We start from the raw sequence: 23,946 nt of genomic DNA on the forward strand, positions 1-23,946 counted from the left end.
CTTACTCGTCCTCGACGGTGACGACCGGCTTGGTCGGCGCACCGAGGAAGAAGTCACGGACCAGCCGGTTGAAGTCGGCGGTGCGCTCGATCATCGACCAGTGACCGCAGTGCGAGAACACCGACAGGTCGGCGTTGTCGATCAGCTGCTCGAGCTTGAGCGAGGTCTCCAGCGGGATGACCTTGTCCTCGCGCCCGTGCACGATCAGGGTGCGGTTGGTCAGCTTGCGGATCTCGTCGTCGGGGGTGGTCATGGCCTCGACCCAGCGCTGCCGCGGGGCCGGGAACATCGACGAGAACGACTCGTGGAAGCCGGGCTCCATGCTGGCCTTGTGCCGGACCTGGGCGAGCTCCTCGTTGACCAGATCACGGGAGTAGGCGAAGAAGTCGAGCACCTTGCGCATCGACTCGATGGTGCCCTCGTAGCCCCAGACGGTGTCCAGGCCCTCGGTGATCTCGAAGGGCACGCCCATGCTGCCCATGAGCACCAGCTTCTCCACCCGGTCCGGGTGCTGGGTGGCGATGCGCAGCGCGATCGCCCCGCCGAAGCTGTTGCCGATCAGGTGCGCCTTCTCGATGCCCATCGCGTCCATGAAGCCGACGGTCTGGTCGGCCCAGGTCTGCACGCTGTACTCGACATCGGCGGGACGGTCCGAGTAGCCGAAGCCGACCATGTCCGGGGCGTAGCAGGTGAAGTCCTCGCCCAGCACCGGCAGCACCAGCCGCCAGTTCGCGTAGGCCGTCACACCCGGGCCGGAACCGTGCACGAGAACGACCGTCTGCTCGCCCGAGCCCGACTGCAGGTAGTTGGTGCGGATCCCGTTGGCCTCGATGCTCTGCCCGATCGCGGGGTTCGCCGTGGTGGTCATCTTCTCTCCTGGTCCGAAATGCTGAGTCCGAAATTGTTGATCAGTTGTAGTAGCGGAATACCAGGTCGGCGACGCAGCAGGGCTTGCTCTGCCCCTGCACCTCGTAGGTCAGCCGGTACACGGCCTCGGCGCCCGGACCGTTGGGCGTCTCGAGTTCCTTGACCTCGGCCAGGTTCACGTGCATGCGGATCTTGCTGTCCACGGCCAGCGGGGCCGGGAACCGGACCTTGTTCAGGCCGTAGTTCAGGACAACGGCGAACCCGTCGACCGAGCAGATCTCCCACAGGAAACCGGTGGACAGCCCCAGGGTGAAGAACCCGTGCTGGATGGTGGTGCCGAACGGCCCGTCCTTGGCCCGCTCCGGATCGACGTGGATCCACTGCTCGTCCCCGGTCAGCCGGGCGAAGGTGGTGATGCCGTCCTGCGTCACCGTCCACCAGTCGCTGACGCCCAGGTCGGTGCCGAGCCGGTTCTTCAGCCCGTCCAGACCCTGGATGACCAGGGGACCTTCGGTCGAATCACTCATCAATTCCGTCCTGAACTCGCGGGTTTCGGGTCGGTGACCGGCAGGGTCGCTCCCTGCCCGCTGAGTCAAACATCGGGCCCACCACCGCCGGGGGTGGCGACGGCCGTTTCCTACTCAGTGGGAGCACCCGCCGGCCCGGCGTCGGCGCCGAGCAAACGGGTCACCTCCAACGGCTCGTCGCTGGTGCTGAACCACTCGTAGACCCCGTCGGACCGGATGCGCCGCTCGATCAGCCCGGCGTAGCGCAGACAGGCGATGTGGGCCAGGGTTTCGTTGATCGCCAGCTGGCGCTGATGGCCCAGCATCGAGCCGACCACCAGCTTGTCGGTGAGCTCGCCGACGGTCGTCGGCCGGTCCTGGACGGCTCGCCGGATCCGCTGCATCCGGCGCATCTTGTTGCGCATGATGGCCTCGATCCGGCCGATCGGGTCGCCGAAGGGCCGGCCGTGTCCGGGGTAGACCAGCTCCGGCTGCAGGTCGTGGACCAGTTGCAACGAGCGCAGGTAGCTGAGCATCGGATCGGCGTCGAAGCCCCGCTCGAAGGTCACCGGCGGAGTGATCCCGGGCAGCAGGTGATCACCGGAGAGCAGCAGCCGCCGCCGCGGGGACCACAGGCACACATGACCCAGCGAGTGCCCGGGGGTATGCAGCACCGTCCACTCGTCGCCGCCGATGGCGATCGTTTCCCGGCCGCGCAACCGGGTGGAGGCCTCCACCACCGAGTGCAGGTACGGCATCCACCGGGTCAGGTGCTCGCCGTCCTCACCCGGCCCGTCGGCGATGCCATGGTCGGCGTAGGTGTCCCGCCGCTGGGACATCGAGGTGTCCGGATGCCGGTACTTCTGGCAGTCCAGGTCGGTCATCGCGTGCATCGACAGGTCGGCGCCGGTCAGCTCCATCACCCGGCCGGCCAGGCCGTAGTGGTCGATGTGGGCGTGAGTGATCACCAGCCGGGACACGTCGGACAGGTCGTACCCGGCGCTGTGCAGACCTTCCTGCACGACCGAGACGCCGCCGTCGGGCCGGTCCGGCTTCCACACCCCGCAGTCCACGACGGTCACCTGGGCGCCGTCGTCGACGATGTACATGTTGACGCTCTCGATCGAGTTGACCTCGATCGGCAACGCCACCCGGGTCACCCCCGGCACGCCATCGACGGCGGCGGAGGATGGGGTCATCGAGCTCATCCGTGCATGCGTTCCAGCACGGTGAACCACACCCTGATCTCCACCTGGTAGGCCGTGTGGGGGCCATCGACGATCCCGGTGATGTCCTTCACCTCGAACCGGGTGATCCCCTCGAGGGTTTCCCGGGCCCGGTCCAGGGCCTCGGACACCGCGTCCTGGATGGTCTCGCCACTGCCGGACAGGTCGATCGCCTTCTGCACACTCACGTCGCCGCCTTCCCGGGGCGCCGCGCCGGCTGGGGCGCCCCACACCCGATGATCGTGAAACCCGGGACGCGCCCGCGCCACTCGAAGCCGGCCCGGCGCGACCGCCTCGTCCCACCCAGCGGCAAACCGGGCCACAGGGGTTCCGGCCGCAGTCGGCGCCCCTACAGTTTCCTGGTGTGGGCGCAGCCAGCCGCGCCACCGGCCTGAACCTGGCCGGCCCGACAACGCTCGATCGAACGGCCGCCCGCACGGTCGTCCCGAACCTCCGCAGGGGGGGTCATGGCCGAACCCCATCGACAGCCGGCGAGTGCCGCCGCCCGATCCCCGGGCTCGCCGACGGTCACCATCATGGTGGCCGGACGCGCCGGTGCGGGAACGCTCGTGCGCATCGTCGGTCGGCTGGACGCGCGGGAGGCCCCCCGGGTCGCCCGCGAACTGGCCGCGGTGAACCGGCTCCCCCGCCGCGGACCGCCGCGGCTCACCCTCGACCTGTCCGGGGTCAGCTACCTGGACGACACCGGTCTGGAGGTCCTGCTGCAACTGCAGGACCGGCTCGCCGCCCAGGGCGGTGAGCTGGAGTTGCAGTCGCCGACCGCCGCCGTGGTCCGGCTGCTGCACGAAGCCCACCTGCACGGGGCGGCCGGACTGCGGGCGCCGGCCCGTGAGCTGCGGCCACCGACCGGGCCGTGACCCCCAACCAATCCCGACCAGGAGTCACGCGTTTCCGGCCAGGCGCTCAGTCCGGTCCGATCGACCGCAGCGTGCTCAACCCTTCCTCGGCCCGCCGCGCGGCCCGGGCCGGCGCCTTCCGGCCGCCTTCGGCCAACGCGGCCCCGGCCAGCAGCAGCGAGCGTTCGGCCTTGGCCCGCGCCGCCGCCGGCAGGTCCGCCGCGTCCAGCCGGTCCTCGAGTTCGGCGATCCGGCTCCGCGCGGCGGCCGCCGTCCATTCCGGCTCGGTGCGCGCGGACCGCTGACGGGCCAGCACCGGCCACAGGCCCACCACGACGATCGCCGCGGCCACCACGAGCCAGACCACCAGCTCCGCCGTCATGGTCGAACTCCCTTCTGCGTCAACAGCTCCCGCGCCTGGCGGAGCAGGCCGGCCCAGCCCCCGTCGGCGGTCCGGGCCCGGGTCAGCAGATCGACGTAGCCGGCCGCCCGATCGTGGTCGGGTCCGGCGTCCCGTGGGTCGGCCGGGGTCGCCTCGACGACGGCAAGGGCGAGCTCGGCCAGGACGTCGTCCAATTCGTCCCGGAGCTGTTCCTGCTCCTGCCGCCGAGTGCGCCGCACGCGCAGGTACAGGGCCAGCCGGCGCAGCCCGATCAGGATCAGCAGGATGCCGGCCAGCACCACCGCGACGATCAGCAGCGTGCCGGCGACCTGCGCCCAGGGGGTGCGCACGGCCCGCTCCTGGGGCTCCAGCCGGCCGTTGGTCACCATGGAGTCGTGCACCAGGGCGGCCGCCTGGGCCTTGGCGACCGGATCGGCGACGAACCGCAGGGCGGCGTTGAGCCGGATCTCGTAGGCCAGGCCGCGCAGGTCGTCGTCGCGGCCGGGGTCGCGGATCGGCACATCGTCACCGGTGCACCCGTACCGGCCGTCGGCCCCCTTGACGATGATCAGCTCGAGCTCCGGCAGCCGCGGCGAGACCGCCTGGCAGACCTCCGATTCGGACGGGCCGTCGGCGGGCAGGAAGACCATGGCGACCGGGCGGGTGCCGATGGCGCCGCGGATGCCGGCCAGCTGCTCGTCGGTCAGCCCGAGTCCGGCATCGGCGACGACATCGGTGTCCAGCTTGTCGACCACCGAGGCGTAGGCCGAGAACGGCAGGGTCACCCGGGGCCAGGCCAGGACGGTCCAGCCGAGCAGCACCACCATCAGCGCGGCCAGCAGCACCGCCCGACCGGACGCGGCCCGCCGGCCGTCCCGGCGTCCGGGAGGCACGGGCCTCATTCCCCGACCCCCGCGTCCGCGCGCGTCAGGCGGCCGGGGACGTTCGGCACCCCGAGCAGGTCGGCCGCCTCGGTGAGCGCCGTGCGGGCCGACCGCACGGCCGCGGCGGCCGCGGCCGCGTCCCGGCGGTCGGCCACACAACGGCGCGCCGACCGGTACTGCATCGTGGCCGTGGTCAGCCGGTCCTGGGACGGGCCGCTGCGGGCCAGTCCGTCCAGGGCCAGGATGCCGGCGGCCACCTCGGGCAACTCGGCAGCGGCCCCGGCGAGCAGGGCGACGTCCTCGTGCCGGGCGACCGCGATCCGCCGGGCCCGGCGGCGGGACCGGTGCCGCAGCCCGAAGACCACCACCAGCAGCAGCGCCAGCCACGGCAGGATCAGCAGCAGCCAGCTGACCGGGTTGCGCTGGACCGGCGCCGGCTGGTCCTGCACCGCCCCGGAGGTGAGTTCGGCGTACTGCGCGCCGAGCACCCGCACGATCTCGGTCGGACCGACCTGGCGGGACTGCAGGAAGTCCTCGTACCGGCTCAGGGTCATGTCCCGGGCCACGGTCCAGGTGGCCTGATCGGATCCGGCGACGTCGAGCCAGCGACCCTGCAGGAGCACGACGGTCTCGTCCGGGAAGGCCGCGGCCAGATCGGCGGCGCTCACCCCGGCCGGCTCGCCGTCGGCCAGCGGCGGTCGCACCACCAGACGCAGGCTGGTCCCGGTGGTGTCCTGCCAGCTCTGCCGGACCAGCTCGGGGTCGGTCACCGCCGCCGACGGATCGGCCGCGACGGCGCCGTCGGTGAGGACGACCGGGTGGGCGCGCAACCGGTCGGTGAGGTCGGCGAGCAGACCGGGATCGGTGCGATCGTCCACCCGCTCATCGGTCGACGGGCCGGTCGCCCCGCCGGCCAGGTACGGCGTGATGAACTCCAGTTCGGAGGTCACCTCGAAAGTGGTGAGCAGGTGCCGGATGTCGTCCAGGCCGTCCTGCCCGACGGATTCGACCTCGACCCCGACGACCCGGACGACGGTGCCGTCCCACTGCTCCTCGACGGCCTGGGCGACGTCCCGCAGGGCCCGGCGGTAGCCGGTGTTGGCGTCCGAGTCGATCGGGCCGGGCGGCGCGACCAGCAGCTTGACCTGGCCGTTCGCGGTGAGTGCGGCGATCCGGGACCGGTCGAACCGGGCGATCGATCCGGGCAGCACGACCACCGGGTTGGACAGCAGATCGGCCGTGACCTGGTCGGGGTCGAAGGATTCGTCGGCGGCGGCCGGCGGCGGCGCCGCGGCCCCGAGCCGCAGCGCCGCGGACCCGGCGCCCCCCAGGACCAGGGTCAGCAGGGCGAGCATCATCAGCAGCCCTGACCGCACCCCCGACCCCCTCCCCGACCGGACCGAACCTACCCGAACGGAGCAACCCACCGGGCCGGGGCATCAACGCCCGAACCTGTCGGGGCCGGATCAGGCCCGGTCTCGCCAGACCTGCACGACGGACGGCCGCGGGCCGCGCCACTGCCCCGGACCGGGATCCGCATCCTGCGCGACGTAGTCGGGGAAGTAGGAGTGCGGCGCAGCGAAGGTGCCCTCCTCACCGGGATGCTGCACCGCCACCAGCACGGTGCCCTCGGCATCCCGGATGACCGGCCCGCAGGTCTCGGCCTCTCGCGGCACGGCCAGGAACTGCCGCAGGTATCCCCGATCAGCCCCGGACAGGGGCATATGGAACAGCCCGTCGTTGTGCCCGAGGGTGGACGGAGCGCCGTCGGTGGCGATCCACAGATCACCCCGGGAGTCGAAGGCGATGTTGTCCGGGCAGGAGATCGGCGCGACCAGCTCGTGCGGGAAGCCGGCGAAGTAGGTGCCCGCCGCGGCCGGGTCACCGCAGACCAGCACCACCGACCAGGTGAACGTCCGGGAGCGCAGATCCCCACCGTCCTCGGTGATCTCGACGATGTGCCCGTCCCGGTTCGGGGTCCGGGGATTGACCTCGGTCGCGCCCTCCTTGGCCCCGGCCTTGCCCCGGTCGATGTTGTTGGTGCAGACCACGTAGACCTTTCCGGTGACCGGGCTGGGCTGAACGTCCTCCGGGCGGTCCATCCTGGTCGCGCCGAGCTGGTCGGCGGCCAGCCGGCTGTACACCAGGGCCTGCTCGGCGTTGAAGCCGGGCACCTGGCTCACCCCGTCCACGACGATCGGCAGCCACTCCCCGGTGCCGTCGAAGGCGCCGTCCGCGGGCAACCGCCCGGAACCGTCGATCTGGTCGGCCGGAGAGTTCCCGGTGAACCGGGCGACGTAGAGGCTGCCGCTGCTGAGCAGGCTCTTGTTGGCGTGCCGCGCCGCCGACCCGGACCCGGATTTCATCCGATTCGTGGAGACGAACTTGTAGACGTAGTCGAAGCGCTCGTCGTCACCCATGTAGGCGCCGACATGACCCGACCGGCCGACGATGACGTTGGCGCCCTCGTGCTTGAACCGGCCCATGGCGGTGTGCTTGACCGGGGGCTGATCCGGGCTGAACGGGTCGAGTTCGACGATCCAGCCGAACCGGTTGGGCTCGGTCTCGTAGCCGGCGCCGCGGGCATCGAACCGAGGATCGACCTCTTCCCAGCCGTACGTCGTCGCCTTGTCGGCCAGCCCGTACCGCTTGTCCGCGGCGAAGGCACCGGAGGTGCGGAAGTAGCCCTGGAAGTTCTCCTCCCCGGACAGCACGGTGCCCCACGGGGTGGTGCCGCCGGAGCAGTTGGCGAAGGTCCCCAGCACCGTGGTGCCGGACGGGTCGTCCTTGGTCCGCAGGATCGGGGCACCGGCGATCGGGCCGTCCAGGCTGATCGGGGTGTCGGCGGTGATCCGCCGGTTGTACCGGCTGCCGACCACGACCCGCCACGGTTGGCCGACCGCGTCCCGTCGCACGTGGACAACCGCCATTCCCTGCGCGGCCTTGGTCACCCGCCGCTGGTTCTGCCGTTCCTCGGCCGAGGCCGCCGGCGGGAACATGATGGGCGCATTGGTGTACTCGTGATTGGCCACCAGCAGCGCCTCGCGGTCACCCCGGCCGGGAATCGGGATGAGGTCCAGGTAGTCGTTGTTGTAGCCGAACTGGCGGGCCTGCCGCTGCGGGGTCTGTGCGGCCGCGTCGAACGTCTCGGCCGCGTCGAACAACGGGTCGCCCCACCGCACGACGGTGGCCCACCGGTACCCCTCGGGAACGGTCAGCGCATCCACGTCGGCCGGCACCGGCGCGATGCCGGCGAAGCGCAGTCGCCCGGGACCGCGGACCGCCCCGCCGCCCGACCCGGTCGGGCCGGCGGTCGAGGAACCGATGAGGGCCGCCGCCGCGGCGGGTGCACCCAGGGCCCCGCCGAGCATGATCAGCGCCCCGGCCCCAGCGCCGCGCAGCAGCGATCGCCGGGAGAACACGGCGGAGGCCACCTCGCGGAAGGTGGGGCCGTCGCTGGGGTTGGGGGCCGGCCGGGCGCAGGCGTCGTCGCACTTGAGATGGCAGGTCACCGGGCTGCGCTTGCCCCGGGTCAGGCCGGCCATGGGCAGGCGCCGGGTGGCCGGCCGATCGGCGGTGGGCTCGTCCAGCATGGGGCACTCCTCGACAACAGCGACGGACAACGGCAGCTGACGACGGATGGGCGGGCGACGCCGCGGCCGCGGCGACCCGGACCTGTTCGTCACCGGCCACGCTAGAAACCCGGGGCGGCCAGCGAACGGACGCCGGCCGTCGGCCAGGTGAACCCTGAGCGGCGCTCGGGCCCGCTCGGCGGGGTGAGCCGGGCGGTGACCGGTCCGGGTGATTCATCCCGTCCGGGTGAATCCTCGCGCGGCGACCTGGGCCGATGCTGGTGTCGGGTCGCGGATCGCACCGTCCGCCGTCACGATCGACGTGGCTCATCCGTCCGGCCGGGCGGGTGCGCGCAAGGGGAGGTCACCATGGCCAGCACATCCGGGACCGGCAAGGGCGGCGACGCGAAGCGGGCCGGGCACCCGGTCCCGAAGATGAAGACCAAGCCGTACGAGAAGCAGATGCGGCACCTGCACGGTGAGCTCGTGGCCATGCAGGAGTGGGTGAAATCCTCCGGGGCCAAGATCATCGTCGTGTTCGAGGGCCGGGACACGGCCGGCAAGGGCGGCACGATCAAACGCATCACCGAACGGGTCAGTCCCCGGGTGTTCCGGGTGGTGGCGCTACCCGCCCCGACCGACCGGCAGAAGTCGCAGATGTACCTGCAGCGCTACGTCGAGCACTTCCCCGCCGCCGGCGAGGTCATCATCTTCGACCGCAGTTGGTACAACCGGGCCGGCGTCGAGCGGGTAATGGGCTTCACCCCGATGGCTCAGGTCGAACGGTTCCTCGAGCAGACGCCGTCCTTCGAGAAGGCGATGGTCGAATCGGGCATCCAGCTGATCAAGTACTGGCTGGAGGTGGGACCGGAGGAACAGACCCGCCGGTTGGAGGGGCGGATCAACGATCCGCGCAAGATCTGGAAGCTCTCGGACATGGACCTGAAGTCCTACCAGCGCTGGTTCGACTACTCGCGGGCCCGTGACGACATGTTCCGGGAGACCGACACCTCCTGGGCGCCCTGGTACATCGCCGACACCAACGACAAGAAACGCGGCCGGCTCAACATCATCACCCACCTGCTGAGCCTGGTGCCCTACGAGCCGCTGCACATGCCGAAGACCAAGCTGCCCAAGCGGCACCCGGACCCCACGTACGTCGAACCGCACCTTCCGCTGCGGTACGTCCCGACGACGTTCTGACCCGCGCCCCCGAGCGACAAGGACCGACGATGACCGCGACTGCACCGGTCGGCCCGGCGCCGACCTCCACCGTCCGCTGGTACGCCCTGCCCGTGGCGGAGGTGTCGACGCGCCTTCAGGTCGACCCGGCCGCCGGGTTGTCGGCCGCGACGGCCGCCCAACGCCTGGCCGAGCACGGCCCCAACGCCCTGCCCGCGGAGAACCCACCGCCCGGCTGGCGGCGGTTCCTGGCCCAGTACGCCGCGTACATGCAGATCATCCTGGTGATCGCCGGGGTGCTCTCGCTGGTCATCGGTCAGTGGAGCACCGGCGGTGCCCTCCTGGCGCTGACCGTGTTCAACGCCGCCGTCGGCATGCGGCAGGAGGGCAAGGCCGAGAGCGCGATGAACGCGCTCAAGTCGCTGACCAAGCGCACCGCCCGGGTCCGGCGGGACGGGGTGGAGGCCTCGATCGACGCGGAACAGGTGGTGGTCGGCGACCTGGTCCTGCTCACCGCCGGTGACGACGTGGCTGCGGACGGCCGGATCATCCAGGCCTCGTCGCTGGACATCGACGAGTCGGCGCTAACCGGGGAGAGCACGCCGGCGTCGAAGCTGCCGGATCCGCTGGGCACCGACGGCGCCGAGCTGGGCCCCGGCGACCAACGGAACATGGCGTTCATGAACACCCCGGTTACCCACGGCAGCGGGGTGATGCTGGTGACGGCGATCGGCGCCGACGCCCAGATCGGCAAGATCGCCGGGATGCTGGCCGCGACGAAGAAGGAACAGACGCCGCTGGCCAAGCAGCTCAACGTGCTGACCCTGTGGATCGGGGCGGCCGCCCTGTTCACCATGATCGTGATGTTCGTGCTCGGCCTGCAACGGGGCCAGTCCGCGGAGAGCCTGTTCATCACCGCCATCGCGCTGGCCATCGCCGCCATCCCGACCGCGCTGCCGACGGTGCTCCAGGTCATCCTCTCGGCCGGGGCCAAGACGCTGGCCGGGGAGCACGCGATCGTCAAGGAGCTGGGCTCTGTGGAGACCCTGGGCTCGACCTCGGCGATCAATTCCGACAAGACCGGCACGCTGACGATGAACCAGATGACGGTCGTCGAGGTGCTGGATCCGCAGAACCGGTACACGGTCTCCGGCATCGGTTACGGCCTGGAGGGAAAGATCCACCACGCCCTGGGCACCGAGTCCTCGATCGAGGAGGCGATCCTGCCGCTGCTGGTGGCCAGCGACGCGACCCTGGTCGGCGGCAAGGTGGTCGGCGACCCGACCGAGGGTGCGATGCTCGTGCTGGGCGCCAAGGCCGGCCTGGACATCGACGCGACCCGCGAGGAGTTCCCGCGGCTGGCCACCCTGCCGTTCGACCCGACCTACAAGCTGATGGCCACCTTCAACAAGGCGGTCGACGGCACCGGCCGCGCGGTGGTCCGGTGCTTCGTCAAGGGCGCGGCCCCGGCCGTGATGTCGCGGACCGGCAGCGGCTGGGTGCAGGGACAGCCGGTGGAGCTCACCGACGACCTGAAGCAGCGGGCCCAGGGCGCGATGGACCGGATGGCCGGCGAGGGGCTGCGGGTGATGGCCGGCGCCTTCCGCGACCTGGACCCGGCCTCGTTCGATCCGGCCGGGGACCTGCTGAGCTACGTCACCGATCTGCGCATGTGCTGCCTGATCGGCATGGTCGACCCGCCCCGGGAGGCCTCCAAGCAGGCCGTCGCCGACGCGCAGGCCGCGCACATCCGGGTGCGGATGATCACCGGCGACGACGTGAATACCGGCGCCGCGATCGCCGCGAAGCTGGGCATCGAGGGCGAGGCGATCCTGGGTTCGGAGCTGGCGGCCATGAGCGAGGCCGAACGGCTGGCCCGGGTGGACTCGATCGGCGTGGTCGGCCGCGTCGCGCCCGAGCACAAGGTGCTGCTGGTGCAGACCCTGCGCCAGAAGGGAGAGGTCGTCGCGATGACCGGCGACGGCGTCAACGACGCGCCGGCCATCAAGGCGGCCGACATCGGCATCGCCATGGGCTCGGGCACCCAGGTGTCCAAGAACGCGTCCCGGATGATCCTGTCCGACGACAACTTCGCCACCATCATCAAGGCGGTCGAGCGCGGCCGGATGGTGTTCGACAACCTGAACAAGTTCGTCCGGTTCGTGATCATCGAGCTGTGCGCCTACGTCATCACGTTCCTGGGCGCGAGCATCCTGAACATCGCGGCGGGCCAGCCGTTCACCCCGTCGCAGATTCTCTACATCAACTTCCTGGTGAACGCGCCGCTGGGCGTCGCGCTGGGCATGGACAAGGAAGCGTCCGGGTTGATGCTGCGGCGTCCCCGCCCCCGCAATGCCTCGATCATGACACCCGGTCTGCTGATCACCTCGGGACTGGTCGGCCTGTACATGGCGGTCACCACGCTGCTCCTGATCTCCTACGGCACCGACCAGCGAGGCGGCCTGCCCATCGGCTCGTCGATGGGCGTGACCGCGTTCTCGCTGATGATCGTGGTAGCGGCGTTCCAGGCGCGCAGCGTGACCGCCAGCGCGTTGCGGATGGAAACCTTCGACAATCCGAAGCTGAACTGGACGGCCGTGGTCGAGGTCGTGCTGGCCGTGCTGATCACCCAGCTCGAGCTGATGCGGCGGATCTTCGACACCGCCCAGATCGGCATGAGCGAGTGGGCCCTGTCCCTGGCTCCGGCGATCGCGCTGTTCTTCGTCTGGGAGGTCGGCAAGCTCATCGCCCGGCAGCGCTCGCCCCATCCAGCCGGGCATCACGACGGTTGAGCCCCGACATCCGCGGATCGAGTGTGCAGAAACGGTCCTCACTGCATGGAATAGGGACCGTTTCTGCACACTCGGATCGGGTGGGCATGGGCCGCTTCCCATGGATGAGGACTATCCGGCCGTCGGCACGGAGATCACAGCCCGAGTCGCCGGATGGGCCGGGCACCAGCTTCGGCTCGTTGGCCGGCCCATCCCTTCCGAACACGTGCCCTCAGCGACAAGTGCCGACGACTCCGAGGAATAAGGCCCGGGAACGCAAAAAGCGGAGACCCCGAAGGGTCTCCGCTTTCGCAATGTATGTCCGGCGGTGTCCTACTCTCCCACACCCTCGCAGGTGCAGTACCATCGGCGCAGTGAAGCTTAGCTTCCGGGTTCGGAATGGGACCGGGCGTTTCCCTCACGCTATAACCGCCGAAACACTATGAAACACACAAACCCCAACACCACCACCACAGTGGTGGGTGGGTCGTTTGTTGTTTCAGATCTGCACAGTGGACGCGAACACGCAATAGTCTTGGTGTTAATTGTGGTAAGTCCTCGGCCTATTAGTACCGGTCAGCTCCACACCTTACGATGCTTCCACTTCCGGCCTATCAACCCGGTGGTCTAACCGGGGGCCTTAACCCACTAGGGGTGGGAGCCCTCATCTAGGAACAGGCTTCCCGCTTAGATGCTTTCAGCGGTTATCCCTTCCGAACGTAGCCAACCAGCCATGCTCCTGGCGGAACAACTGGCACACCAGAGGTTCGTCCGTCCCGGTCCTCTCGTACTAGGGACAGCCTTCCGCAAGACTCCTACGCGCGCGGCGGATAGGGACCGAACTGTCTCACGACGTTCTAAACCCAGCTCGCGTGCCGCTTTAATGGGCGAACAGCCCAACCCTTGGGACCTACTCCAGCCCCAGGATGCGACGAGCCGACATCGAGGTGCCAAACCATGCCGTCGATATGGACTCTTGGGCAAGATCAGCCTGTTATCCCCGGGGTACCTTTTATCCGTTGAGCGACACCCCTTCCACTCGGAGGTGCCGGATCACTAGTCCCGACTTACGTCCCTGCTCGACACGCCTGTCTCACAGTCAAGCTCCCTTGTGCACTTACACTCAACACCTGATTGCCAACCAGGCTGAGGGAACCTTTGGGCGCCTCCGTTACTCTTTAGGAGGCAACCGCCCCAGTTAAACTACCCACCAGGCACTGTCCCTGAACCGGATCACGGTCCGAAGTTAGACATCCAGTACGACCAGAGTGGTATTTCAACGACGACTCCACAACCACTGGCGTGGCCGCTTCACAGTCTCCCACCTATCCTACACAAGCCGAACCGAACACCAATACCAAGCTATAGTAAAGGTCCCGGGGTCTTTCCGTCCTGCCGCGCGTAACGAGCATCTTTACTCGTAATGCAATTTCGCCGAGCCTATGGTTGAGACAGTAGAGAAGTCGTTACGCCATTCGTGCAGGTCGGAACTTACCCGACAAGGAATTTCGCTACCTTAGGATGGTTATAGTTACCACCGCCGTTTACTGGGGCTTAAATTCTCAGCTTCGCCCTTACGGACTAACCGGTCCTCTTAACCTTCCAGCACCGGGCAGGCGTCAGTCCATATACCTCGTCTTACGACTTCGCATGGACCTGTGTTTTTAGTAAACAGTCGCTTCTCCCTGGTCTCTGCGACCAAAACGTGCTAGCCCGCAAGGGGCTTCACACACCTCGGTCCCCCTTCTCCCGAAGTTACGGGGGTATTTTGCCGAGTTCCTTAACCATAGTTCGCTCGATCACCTCGGTATTCTCTACCTGACCACCTGTGTCGGTTTGGGGTACGGGCCGCTCGGAGCTCGCTAGAGGCTTTTCTCGACAGCATAGGATCACGCTACTTCGCCTCAATCGGCTATGCATCAGGTCTCAGATCAACACGCAGACGGATTTACCTACCCACGCTACCTACACCCTTACACCAGTACTACCACTCACTGGCGACGCTACCTTCCTGTGTCACCCCATCGCTTGACTACTACCGGATAGGGTCCCGCGCTCCCCACAAACCCAACCGAAGTCGGGCCATGGTTCGGGCGGTCAGCATCACCGGTCTCGTCATTGGCGCTCCATCACGGGTACGGGAATATCAACCCGTTGTCCATCGACTACGCCTGTCGGCCTCGCCTTAGGTCCCGACTCACCCTGGGCGGATGAACCTGGCCCAGGAACCCTTGGTCAATCGGTGGAGGAGGTTCTCACTCCTCATTCGCTACTCATGCCTGCATTCTCACTCGCGTGGCCTCCACGACTGGATCACTCCGCCGCTTCACCGCCCACACGACGCTCCCCTACCCAACCCACCACTGAAGGTGAGATGCCGCGGTTTCGGCGATGTGCTTGAGCCCCGCTACATTGTCGGCGCGGAACCACTTGACCAGTGAGCTATTACGCACTCTTTAAAGGATGGCTGCTTCTAAGCCAACCTCCTGGTTGTCTGGGCAATCCCACATCCTTTCCCACTTAGCACACGCTTAGGGGCCTTAACCGGCGATCTGGGCTGTTTCCCTCTCGACTATGAAGCTTAGCCCCCACAGTCTCACTGCCACGCTTCACTTCCCGGCATTCGGAGTTTGGTTGATTTCGGTAAGCTTGTAGGCCCCCTAGACCATCCAGTGCTCTACCTCCGGAAAGAAACACGCAACGCTGCACCTAAATGCATTTCGGGGAGAACCAGCTATCACGAAGTTTGATTGGCCTTTCACCCCTACCCACAGCTCATCCCCCAGGTTTTCAACCCTGGTGGGTTCGGACCTCCACGACGTCTTACCGTCGCTTCATCCTGGCCATGGGTAGATCACTTCGCTTCGGGTCTAGAGCATGCGACCACAACGCCCTATTCGGACTCGCTTTCGCTACGGCTACCCCACACAGGTTAACCAAGCCACACACCACTAACTCGCAGGCTCATTCTTCAAAAGGCACGCCGTCACCAAGCCACAAGGACTCAGCCCCGACGGATTGTAAGCACATGGTTTCAGGTACTATTTCACTCCCCTCCCGGGGTACTTTTCACCTTTCCCTCACGGTACTTGTCCGCTATCGGTCACCAGGGAGTATTTAGGCTTAGCGGGTGGTCCCGCCAGATTCACAGCGAATTTCACGAGCTCGCTGCTACTTGGGAAACAATGCAAGACAGAACAAGTGTTTTCGCCTACGGGGCTATCACCCACTACGGCCGGTTTTTCCAATTCCGTTCGACTAACACAAGTTTTTATCACTGTCCGCCAGGCCGGCAGGCCCAGCACACACCATCCCCACAACCCCGCCAACGCAACCCCTGCCGGGTATCACACGCCAACGGTTTAGCCTCATCCGCTTTCGCTCGCCACTACTCACGGAATCACAATTGTTTTCTCTTCCTGTGGGTACTGAGATGTTTCACTTCCCCACGTTCCCTCCACACACCCTATACATTCAGGTGCGGGTCACACGACATGACTCGTGCGGGGTTTCCCCATTCGGACATCCTCGGATCACAGCTCGGTTGACAGCTCCCCGAGGCTTATCGCAGCCTCCCACGTCCTTCATCGGCTCCTGGTGCCAAGGCATCCACCATGTGCTCTTAAAAACTTACACACAAACCACAAAAATAAAGATGCTCGCGTCCACTATGCAGATCTCAAACAACAAACCCAGAACCAGCACCACCAGCCCACCCACCACAACAACGCGCAGCGGTATGACACTCACTGATCCGGAGAAGAAACAAGCAAAGCCCGTTCCCTCAGGACCCAACAGCGCACCCACGACCCACCCACAACCCCACCGCCCGTTCCCACCACCCCACCCCCCACAAGGAGCAAGACAGCAGTACTAACCACGACAAGACCATCAATGAACCGCATAGTCAGTGTTCCACCCATGAGCGGCCGCCACAGAACAAACGCCTGCGAAACGACACACAATGAACCACGACATCTCCCACCACACAGCAGGAAACCATGGCCACTTGCTCCTTAGAAAGGAGGTGATCCAGCCGCACCTTCCGGTACGGCTACCTTGTTACGACTTCGTCCCAATCGCCGATCCCACCTTCGACAGCTCCCTCCCCACAAGGGGGTTGAGCCACTGGCTTCGGGTGTTACCGACTTTCGTGACGTGACGGGCGGTGTGTACAAGGCCCGGGAACGTATTCACCGCAGCGTTGCTGATCTGCGATTACTAGCGACTCCGACTTCATGGGGTCGAGTTGCAGACCCCAATCCGAACTGAGACCGGCTTTTTGGGATTCGCTCCACCTCACGGTTTCGCAGCCCTTTGTACCGGCCATTGTAGCATGCGTGAAGCCCAAGACATAAGGGGCATGATGATTTGACGTCATCCCCACCTTCCTCCGAGTTGACCCCGGCAGTCTCTTATGAGTCCCCACCATCACGTGCTGGCAACATAAGACAAGGGTTGCGCTCGTTGCGGGACTTAACCCAACATCTCACGACACGAGCTGACGACAACCATGCACCACCTGTGCACGGACCTTGCGGGGGAACCATCTCTGGAACTTTCCCGTGCATGTCAAGCCTTGGTAAGGTTCTTCGCGTTGCATCGAATTAATCCGCATGCTCCGCCGCTTGTGCGGGCCCCCGTCAATTCCTTTGAGTTTTAGCCTTGCGGCCGTACTCCCCAGGCGGGGCGCTTAATGCGTTAGCTGCGGCACGGAGATCGTGGAAGGACCCCCACACCTAGCGCCCAACGTTTACGGCGTGGACTACCAGGGTATCTAATCCTGTTCGCTCCCCACGCTTTCGCTCCTCAGCGTCAGTATCGGCCCAGAGTCCCGCCTTCGCCACCGGTGTTCCTCCTGATATCTGCGCATTTCACCGCTACACCAGGAATTCCAGACTCCCCTACCGAACTCTAGCCTGCCCGTATCGAATGCAAGCCCGGAGTTGAGCCCCGGGTTTTCACATTCGACGCGACAGACCGCCTACGAGCTCTTTACGCCCAATAATTCCGGACAACGCTCGCACCCTACGTATTACCGCGGCTGCTGGCACGTAGTTGGCCGGTGCTTCTTCTACAGGTACCGTCTACATTCGTCCCTGCTGAAAGAGGTTTACAACCCGAAGGCCGTCATCCCTCACGCGGCGTCGCTGCGTCAGGCTTCCGCCCATTGCGCAATATTCCCCACTGCTGCCTCCCGTAGGAGTCTGGGCCGTGTCTCAGTCCCAGTGTGGCCGGTCGCCCTCTCAGGCCGGCTACCCGTCGACGCCTTGGTAGGCCATCACCCCACCAACAAGCTGATAGGCCGCGGGCCCATCCCCAGCCGAAAAAACTTTCCACCACCCACCATGCGGCAGACAATGAATATCCGGTATTAGCCCCGGTTTCCCGGAGTTATCCCGAAGCTGAGGGCAGGTTACCCACGTGTTACTCACCCGTTCGCCACTCGAGTACCCCGAAGGGCCTTTCCGTTCGACTTGCATGTGTTAAGCACGCCGCCAGCGTTCGTCCTGAGCCAGGATCAAACTCTCCATCGAATGCATATAACCAGACCCCAAAAGGGGCCACAGTCAACAAAGAGAAAACCTGAACCCCAAACGAGCCAAACTGACCCATTCAAAATCCAACACCAAACCACCCACCCCACCACAAAGCAGGGCAGACAATCCGGCAAACAACACCAAACAAAAACATTTGGCACTGACTATCGGTACGCTGTTGAGTTCTCAAAGAACGGACACACACCTTTGATGGCCTTTCGGACATCTCAGGGGCAAAACCTCGACTAACTTACCCGCTCCTCCGAGCGATTGCAAATCGCTCGATCTCGCGGCACCTCGATTGGCACGAAGCATGCTTCGCGCACTTTCTGCTCGCACGCGATCAGAAAGCCTTTTACTTGTCGGGGTGGTGCTCCGGGCCGTCCAGCCACACCGGATCAGATCCGGTCCCTGTGCGGTTCCCCAGGAGCGCGATCTACCTTACCTGCGTTGATCGACCGAGTCAAACGGCCGCTCAGCACCGGCATCGGCCTGATCAGGGGATGCTCCGGGCCGTCCAGCCACACCGGATCAGATCCGGTCCCTGTGCGGTTCCCCAGGAGCGAGGAGAACGTTAGGCGGTGGCCGCCGTCGAAGTCAAATCGCCTGTCCGGGCACCGATTCAGGCCTGAATGTCGGTTTCGGCGGCACTCCCGGACCCGGCACCGAGCTCGATCCCGGCGACCGAGCGCTTGCCCCGTCGCAGCACCAGGTACCGGCCGTGCAGCAACTCGTCGGCCACCGGCACGTGATCGGCCTCGCCCACCCGCGCGTTGTTGACGCTCGCCCCGCCCTCGGCCACGACCCGCCGGGCTTCGGACAACGACTTGACCAGTCCGGCGGCCACCAGCAGCGCGGCCACCGTCGGCACTTCACCGGACACCTGGTGCAGCCCGGCCTCGGTGAGCGCGGCCCGCAGGGTCGGCTCGTCGACCGAGGCCAGATCGCCGCGCCCGAACAGGGCAGCGCTGGCCGCGATGGCCGCGTCGGTCGCCGCCGCCCCGTGCACCAGCGTGGTGACATCGCCGGCCAGCACCCGTTGCGCGGCCCGGGCCTGTGGCCGCTGCGCCGTCTGCCGTTCCAGGTCGGCGATCTCGTCGGGTCCGCGGTCGGTGAAGACCCGGAGCAGCTGCCCCACCGAGGCGTCCTCCACGCCCAACCAGTACTGGTAGAACGCGTACGGACTGGTCATCTCCGGGGACAGCCACACGGCGTTGCCCTCGGACTTGCCGAACTTCTGGCCATGACTGTCCGTGATCAACGGGGTGGCCAACAAGTGGACCGACTCCCCGGTGGCCCGCCGGATCAGGTCGGTCCCGGCGGTGAGGTTGCCCCATTGGTCCTGGCCACCGGTCTGCAAGGTGCAGCCGTACTCCCGGAACAGGTGCAGGTAGTCCATACCCTGCAACAGCTGGTAGCTGAACTCCGTGTAACTGATGCCCTCGTCGCTGGCCAACCGGGCGGCCACCGCGTCCTTGCGCAGCATGGTGTTGACCCGGAAGTGCTTGCCGATCTCCCGCAGGAAATCCAGGGCGCTCATCGGCGCCGTCCAGTCCAGGTTGTTGACCATGATCGCCGGGTTGGACCCGGCGAACTCCAGGAACGGGCGCACCTGCTGCTGGATCCGGTCGACCCACTCGGCGGTCTGTTCCTTGGTCTTGAGCACCCGCTCGGCGGTCGGCCGGGGATCGCCGATGAGCCCGGTCGAGCCGCCGACCAGGCAGATCACCCGGTGCCCGGCCCGTTGCAGGTGACGCAGCACGATCAACTGCACCAGGTTGCCGAAGTGCAGGCTGGGCGCGGTCGGATCGAAGCCGCAGTAGGCGGTGATCGGTCCGGCGGCCAACGCCTGCGCGAGGGCGTGCTCGTCGGTGGTCAGCGCGACCAGCCCGCGCCAGCGCAACTCGTCGAGCACCGAAGGGGGGGCCGCACTCGCGGTCGGGTCCAGGTCGGTCACGGCAGCGGTCTCAGGCACCGTCCCATCCTGGCAGGTGAGGGCCGGCGAACTCACATCAGCCGACTGTCCCCACCGACCCCCGGGTCGCCCGCGTCCCCCGGCGGTACGCGCTGACCGTCGGGTTGCCGGTCTCCACGAACCGCCAGGGCACGTCCGCGGCGGTCGAGACGCCGACCCGCGGGCCGGCCGCCACGGTGACCGGGTGGCCGTCGCCGGCGCGGACGAGCAGCCGACCGGCCGGGTCGCACACATCCAGGCCGGTGTCCGGGCCGGTCAGCCCGAGGACGGCGGCCAGCCCGGCCGGCCCCCGGGCCAGATCCCGCTCGCGGCGGGCGCCCGGCCGCCGGGCCCAGGCCAGCGGCAACCCGTCGACCACCTCGCCGGCCCGCAGCAACACGGCCGAGGCGGTGCCGTCGGGGCCGGTCACCAGGTTGGCGCACCAGTGCATCCCGTAGACGAAATAGACGTACAGGTGCCCGGCCCGGCCGTACATGATCTCGGAGCGGGCGGTCCGGCGGTAGGCGTGCGAGGCCGGATCCAGCGGGCCGGCGTAGGCCTCGACCTCGGTGAGCCGGACGGCCACCGGGCCCTGCTCGGTCGTGCTGACCAGCACCCGGCCGATCAGGTCGGGGGCGACCACGGTCACGTCGCGGGCGAAGAACCGTCGCGTCAGCGTTCGGCCGAGTCGCACCCGGTCAGCCCAACCACTCCCGGTCGGCGGCGATCCGCGCCCGCAGGTCGGCAATCTGCTCGCGCACCCGGACCGGGGCGGTCCCGCCGACCGCGTCCCGGGAGGCCAGGGACCCGTCGACGGTGAGCACCTCCCGGACGGCCGGGGTCAACGCCGGGTCGATCGCGGCCAGCTCGTCGTCGGTCAGGTCGATCAGGTCCTTGTCCCCGCCCTCGGCGACGGCGACGCAGCGGCCGGCCGCCTCGTGCGCGACCCGGAACGGCACACCCTGCCGCACCAGCCACTCGGCGACGTCGGTGGCCAGCGAGAACCCGGCCGGGGCCATCTGGGCCATCCGCGCGGTGTCGAACCGGAGCGTCGCCGTCATCCCGACGACGGCCGGGAGCAGCAACTCCAGCTGGGCGACCGAGTCGATCAGCGGCTCCTTGTCCTCCTGCAGGTCCCGGTTGTAGGCCAGCGGCAACGCCTTGAGAGTGGCCAGCAATCCGGTGAGGTTGCCGACCAGCCGGCCGGCCTTGCCCCGGGCCAGCTCGGCGATGTCCGGGTTCTTCTTCTGCGGCATGATCGAGGACCCGGTCGCGAACGCGTCGTCCAACCGCGCGTAGCCGAACTCGGCGGTGGTGAAGACGATGACCTCTTCGGCCCACCGAGACACGTTCACCGCGATCATCGCCAGCACGAACGCCAGCTCGGCGGCGAAGTCGCGCGAGGCGGTCGCGTCGATCGAGTTCGGCGCCGGGGCGTCGAAGCCCAGCTCGGCCGCGATGGCCGCCGGGTCGAGCCCCAGCGACGAGCCGGCCAGCGCACCCGAGCCGTACGGGGACACCGCGGCCCGCCGGTCCCAGTCCCGGATCCGGTCCAGGTCCCGGGCCAACGCCTGCGCGTGAGCGGCCAGGTGATGGGCCAGCAGCACGGGCTGGGCGTGCTGGAAGTGGGTGCGGCCGGGCATCGCCGCGCCCGGGTGCGCCTCGGCCTGGTCGAGCAGGGCGGCCTGCAGGTCGGCGACCAGCACGCCGACGCGCCGGGCGTGGTCGCGCAGGTACATCCGGTACAGGGTGGCGACCTGGTCGTTGCGCGACCGGCCGGCCCGCAGCTTGCCACCCAGGTCCTTGCCGGCCCGGTCCAGCAGGCCCCGTTCCAGCGCGGTGTGCACGTCCTCGTCGGCCGGCACCGGGCCGAACGCGCCCGAGGCCACGTCGGCGGCCAGTGCGTCCAGCGCGGCCAGCATGCCGTCGAGCTCGTCGGCGGTGAGCAGGCCGGCCCGGTGCAGTACCCGGGCGTGCGCCCGGGAGCCGGCGATGTCGTACGGGGCCAGCACCCAGTCGAAGTGCGTACTCAGGCTCAGCGCCGCCATCTCGGGGGACGGGCCGGAGGCGAACCGGCCGCCCCACAGCGGTGCCGCAGCGGTGGTCCCGGCAGTGACGGCAGCGACCGGTTCGGGCGTCTCGGAAGGGGCGGACATGGATCAGTCGGTCCCGGCGTCCATGGCGGCGCTGTCGCTGGCCTGCTCGATGGCCTCCAGCTCCGGGGCCTGCACGTCGGCCGGCTGACCGGCAATCGCCGCGGCCTGCCCCGGGCGCAGGGTACCGACCAGGGTGTGCTGGGTGTCCAGCTGCCCCAGGCCCGCGTACAGCTCCAGCTTGGCGCGGGTGTCGGCGATGTCCAGGTTGCGCATGGTCAGCTGCCCGATCCGGTCGCCCGGCCCGAACGCGGCCTCGGCCACCCGCTCCATCGACAGCTTGTCCGGGTGGTAGGACAGGTCGGGGCCGGTGGTGTCCACGATCGTGTAGTCGTTGCCGCGCCGCAGCCGCAGGGTGACCGACCCGGTGATCGCCGAGCCGACCCACCGCTGCAGCGATTCGCGCAGCATCAGGCCCTGCGGGTCCAGCCAGCGGCCCTCGTAGAGCAGCCGACCCAACCGGCGGCCCTGATCGTGATAGGCGGCGACGGTGTCCTCGTTGTGGATGGCGTTGACCAGCCGCTCGTAGGCGATGAACAGCAGCGCCATGCCCGGCGCCTCGTAGATGCCGCGCGACTTGGCCTCGATGATCCGGTTCTCGATCTGGTCGCTCATCCCCAGGCCGTGCCGGCCGCCGATCGCATTGGCCTCCAGCACCAGCTCGACCGGGTCGAGGCTGACCCCGTTGATCGCCACCGGCCGGCCACGCTCGAAGGCGACGGTGACCTCTTCGGGGGCGATCTCGACGGACTGATCCCAGTGCGCCACGCCCATGATCGGCTGCACGAGCTCGACCGAGGCGTCCAGGTGCTCCAGCCGCTTGGCCTCGTGGGTGGCCCCCCAGATATTGGCGTCGGTGGAATAGGCCTTCTCGGCCGAGGCCCGGTAGGGCAGGCCGCGGGCCAGCAGCCACTCGCTCATCTCGGCCCGTCCGCCCAGCTCGGCCACGAACTGCCGGTCCAGCCAGGGCTTGTAGATGCGCAGCCGCGGGTTGGCCAGCAGGCCGTAGCGGTAGAACCGCTCGATGTCGTTGCCCTTGTAGGTCGACCCGTCGCCCCAGATGTCGACCTCGTCGTCGGCCATCGCCCGCACCAGCAGGGTGCCGGTGACGGCCCGGCCCAGCGGGGTGGTGTTGAAGTAGGTCAGCCCGGCCGACCGGATGTGGAACGCCCCGCAGGCCAGGGCGACGAAGCCCTCCTCGACCAGGGCGGCCCGGCAGTCGACGATGCGGGCGATCTCGGCGCCGTATTCCTGGGCCCGGCCCGGGACGCCGGACAGGTCCGGCTCGTCGTACTGGCCCAGGTCAGCGGTGTACGCGCAGGGCACGGCGCCGTTCTCGCGCATCCAGGCGACGGCCACCGAGGTGTCCAGACCGCCGGAGAACGCGATGCCGACCTTTTGCCCCTGGGGCAGCGACTCAAGAACTTTGGACACGAGCAGGCAGCCTATCTGTGCGGGTCGGGCCGCCCGGACGGCGGCGCAGGGTGATGCGGGAGGGCGGGTGGACGGCGGTTCAGGCCCGGCCGGCGGGCTCAGGCATCCCCGGCCGGCGGGCTCAGGAGTCCCCGGCGGCCAGGCCCGCGAGCATCCGGCCGACCTGGGCCCCGGTCAGGCCGTCCCGGGCGACGACCAGGATGGTGTCGTCACCGGCGATGGTGCCGACGATATCGGCCAGGCTGGCCCGGTCGATGGCCGACGCCAGGTACTGCGCGGCCCCCGGCGGGGTGCGCAGCACGGCCAGGTTGGCCGAGCCGTCGAAGGACAGCAGCAGCTCGCCGAGCAACCGCGCGAGCCGGTCGGTGCCGCCCGCCATCGGCCGCGGATGCCCGTCCTCGGGGATCCGGTAGACCGGCGGGCCGCCGTCCACGCCGCGCAGCTTGAGCGCGCCGAGCTCCTCCAGGTCCCGGGACAGGGTGGCCTGGGTGACCGACAGGCCGGCCTGTGACAGCAATGCCATCAGCTCGGTCTGCGAGCGGATCTCGTGGTCGCGGATCAGATCGGTGATCCGGCCGTGCCGGGCCGCCTTGGTCGCCAACGGGTTCACGGCGCGCC

17 protein-coding genes and 3 rRNA genes are annotated in these 23,946 nt (G+C 67.9%); 3 read left to right on the forward strand and 17 right to left on the reverse strand.

The window, feature by feature from the left end:
* Position 1 precedes the first annotated feature (1 nt).
* The 4 genes from NAMU_RS20375 to NAMU_RS30655 form a co-directional block, all read right to left on the reverse strand.
* Positions 2-868: an alpha/beta fold hydrolase gene (locus NAMU_RS20375; RefSeq protein WP_015749225.1), complete on the reverse strand. Its 867-nt coding sequence runs from the start codon at positions 866-868 to the stop codon at positions 2-4.
* Between the two features lie 40 nt (positions 869-908).
* A complete protein-coding gene (locus NAMU_RS20380) occupies positions 909-1,394 on the reverse strand; it encodes a MaoC family dehydratase (protein ID WP_015749226.1) in 486 nt (161 codons plus the stop codon).
* A 110-nt stretch (positions 1,395-1,504) separates the two neighbouring features.
* Positions 1,505-2,572 (reverse strand): MBL fold metallo-hydrolase, encoded by a 1,068-nt coding sequence (locus NAMU_RS20385; protein ID WP_015749227.1) that lies wholly within the window; start codon positions 2,570-2,572, stop codon positions 1,505-1,507.
* A 5-nt stretch (positions 2,573-2,577) separates the two neighbouring features.
* Positions 2,578-2,787, reverse strand: a complete 210-nt coding sequence (locus NAMU_RS30655; RefSeq protein ID WP_015749228.1) for a dodecin family protein — start codon at positions 2,785-2,787, stop codon at positions 2,578-2,580.
* Between the two features lie 279 nt (positions 2,788-3,066).
* Between NAMU_RS30655 and NAMU_RS27695 the strand changes: the two genes are divergently transcribed.
* On the forward strand, positions 3,067-3,477 hold the full coding sequence (locus tag NAMU_RS27695) for an STAS domain-containing protein (protein ID WP_015749229.1): 411 nt from the start codon (positions 3,067-3,069) through the stop codon (positions 3,475-3,477).
* 46 nt (positions 3,478-3,523) lie between these two features.
* Here NAMU_RS27695 and NAMU_RS20400 read toward each other — a convergent pair whose 3' ends face one another.
* The 4 genes from NAMU_RS20400 to NAMU_RS20415 all read right to left on the reverse strand — a co-directional run bounded on the left by NAMU_RS20400 (position 3,524) and on the right by NAMU_RS20415 (position 8,315).
* A complete protein-coding gene (locus NAMU_RS20400) occupies positions 3,524-3,838 on the reverse strand; it encodes a hypothetical protein (RefSeq protein WP_015749230.1) in 315 nt (104 codons plus the stop codon).
* Entirely contained in the window at positions 3,835-4,731 is an 897-nt protein-coding gene (locus tag NAMU_RS20405) for a hypothetical protein (RefSeq protein WP_041369219.1), read from the reverse strand. The genes NAMU_RS20400 and NAMU_RS20405 overlap by 4 nt, the downstream gene beginning before the upstream one ends.
* A gap of 5 nt (positions 4,732-4,736) precedes the next feature.
* On the reverse strand, positions 4,737-6,098 hold the full coding sequence (locus NAMU_RS20410; protein WP_015749232.1) for a hypothetical protein: 1,362 nt from the start codon (positions 6,096-6,098) through the stop codon (positions 4,737-4,739).
* A gap of 90 nt (positions 6,099-6,188) precedes the next feature.
* Entirely contained in the window at positions 6,189-8,315 is a 2,127-nt protein-coding gene (locus NAMU_RS20415; RefSeq protein ID WP_015749233.1) for a PhoX family protein, read from the reverse strand.
* A 348-nt stretch (positions 8,316-8,663) separates the two neighbouring features.
* On the opposite strand from NAMU_RS20415, the gene ppk2 reads away from it, so the two are divergent.
* A complete protein-coding gene (gene ppk2, locus NAMU_RS20420; RefSeq protein ID WP_015749234.1) occupies positions 8,664-9,497 on the forward strand; it encodes a polyphosphate kinase 2 in 834 nt (277 codons plus the stop codon).
* A 29-nt stretch (positions 9,498-9,526) separates the two neighbouring features.
* Complete coding sequence (locus NAMU_RS20425) at positions 9,527-12,268, forward strand: cation-translocating P-type ATPase (protein ID WP_015749235.1); 2,742 nt, start codon at positions 9,527-9,529, stop codon at positions 12,266-12,268.
* 299 nt (positions 12,269-12,567) lie between these two features.
* Here the strand turns inward: NAMU_RS20425 and rrf are convergent.
* The 9 genes from rrf to NAMU_RS20465 form a co-directional block, all read right to left on the reverse strand.
* A 5S ribosomal RNA gene (gene rrf, locus NAMU_RS20430) occupies positions 12,568-12,684 on the reverse strand.
* A 108-nt stretch (positions 12,685-12,792) separates the two neighbouring features.
* A 23S ribosomal RNA gene (locus NAMU_RS20435) occupies positions 12,793-15,883 on the reverse strand.
* Entirely contained in the window at positions 15,878-16,054 is a 177-nt protein-coding gene (locus NAMU_RS30105) for a hypothetical protein (protein ID WP_169312528.1), read from the reverse strand. The genes NAMU_RS20435 and NAMU_RS30105 overlap by 6 nt, the downstream gene beginning before the upstream one ends.
* A 213-nt stretch (positions 16,055-16,267) precedes the next feature.
* A 16S ribosomal RNA gene (locus tag NAMU_RS20440) occupies positions 16,268-17,784 on the reverse strand.
* The 16S, 23S and 5S rRNA genes sit together here, the layout of an rRNA operon.
* A 625-nt stretch (positions 17,785-18,409) precedes the next feature.
* Positions 18,410-19,762 carry a tyrosine--tRNA ligase gene (tyrS, locus tag NAMU_RS20445; protein ID WP_015749236.1) on the reverse strand — a complete coding sequence of 451 codons (1,353 nt, stop codon included), beginning with the start codon at positions 19,760-19,762 and terminating at the stop codon, positions 18,410-18,412.
* Between the two features lie 37 nt (positions 19,763-19,799).
* Entirely contained in the window at positions 19,800-20,435 is a 636-nt protein-coding gene (locus tag NAMU_RS20450) for a DNA-3-methyladenine glycosylase (RefSeq protein ID WP_015749237.1), read from the reverse strand.
* A gap of 4 nt (positions 20,436-20,439) precedes the next feature.
* Positions 20,440-21,897, reverse strand: a complete 1,458-nt coding sequence (gene argH / locus NAMU_RS20455; RefSeq protein ID WP_015749238.1) for an argininosuccinate lyase — start codon at positions 21,895-21,897, stop codon at positions 20,440-20,442.
* 3 nt (positions 21,898-21,900) lie between these two features.
* The gene (gene argG / locus NAMU_RS20460; RefSeq protein WP_015749239.1) at positions 21,901-23,328 is read right to left on the reverse strand and encodes an argininosuccinate synthase; all 1,428 of its coding nucleotides are present in this window, start codon (positions 23,326-23,328) and stop codon (positions 21,901-21,903) included.
* A gap of 121 nt (positions 23,329-23,449) precedes the next feature.
* A complete protein-coding gene (locus NAMU_RS20465; protein ID WP_015749240.1) occupies positions 23,450-23,938 on the reverse strand; it encodes an arginine repressor in 489 nt (162 codons plus the stop codon).
* Between the last annotated feature and the right edge of the window lie 8 nt (positions 23,939-23,946).

Source organism: Nakamurella multipartita DSM 44233 (assembly GCF_000024365.1).
GTDB classification, from domain to species: domain Bacteria; phylum Actinomycetota; class Actinomycetes; order Mycobacteriales; family Nakamurellaceae; genus Nakamurella; species Nakamurella multipartita.

What these genes read in the sequence shown, in the direction of transcription:
- NAMU_RS20375 (WP_015749225.1), bottom strand. Translation starts at nt 868, where the DNA reads ATGACCACCACGGCGAACCCCGCGATCGGGCAGAGCATCGAGGCCAAC.
- NAMU_RS20380 (WP_015749226.1), bottom strand. Translation starts at nt 1,394, where the DNA reads ATGAGTGATTCGACCGAAGGTCCCCTGGTCATCCAGGGTCTGGACGGG.
- NAMU_RS20385 (WP_015749227.1), bottom strand. Translation starts at nt 2,572, where the DNA reads ATGACCCCATCCTCCGCCGCCGTCGATGGCGTGCCGGGGGTGACCCGG.
- NAMU_RS27695 (WP_015749229.1), top strand. Translation starts at nt 3,067, where the DNA reads ATGGCCGAACCCCATCGACAGCCGGCGAGTGCCGCCGCCCGATCCCCG.
- NAMU_RS20400 (WP_015749230.1), bottom strand. Translation starts at nt 3,838, where the DNA reads ATGACGGCGGAGCTGGTGGTCTGGCTCGTGGTGGCCGCGGCGATCGTC.
- NAMU_RS20415 (WP_015749233.1), bottom strand. Translation starts at nt 8,315, where the DNA reads ATGCTGGACGAGCCCACCGCCGATCGGCCGGCCACCCGGCGCCTGCCC.
- ppk2 (WP_015749234.1), top strand. Translation starts at nt 8,664, where the DNA reads ATGGCCAGCACATCCGGGACCGGCAAGGGCGGCGACGCGAAGCGGGCC.
- NAMU_RS20425 (WP_015749235.1), top strand. Translation starts at nt 9,527, where the DNA reads ATGACCGCGACTGCACCGGTCGGCCCGGCGCCGACCTCCACCGTCCGC.
- argH (WP_015749238.1), bottom strand. Translation starts at nt 21,897, where the DNA reads ATGTCCGCCCCTTCCGAGACGCCCGAACCGGTCGCTGCCGTCACTGCC.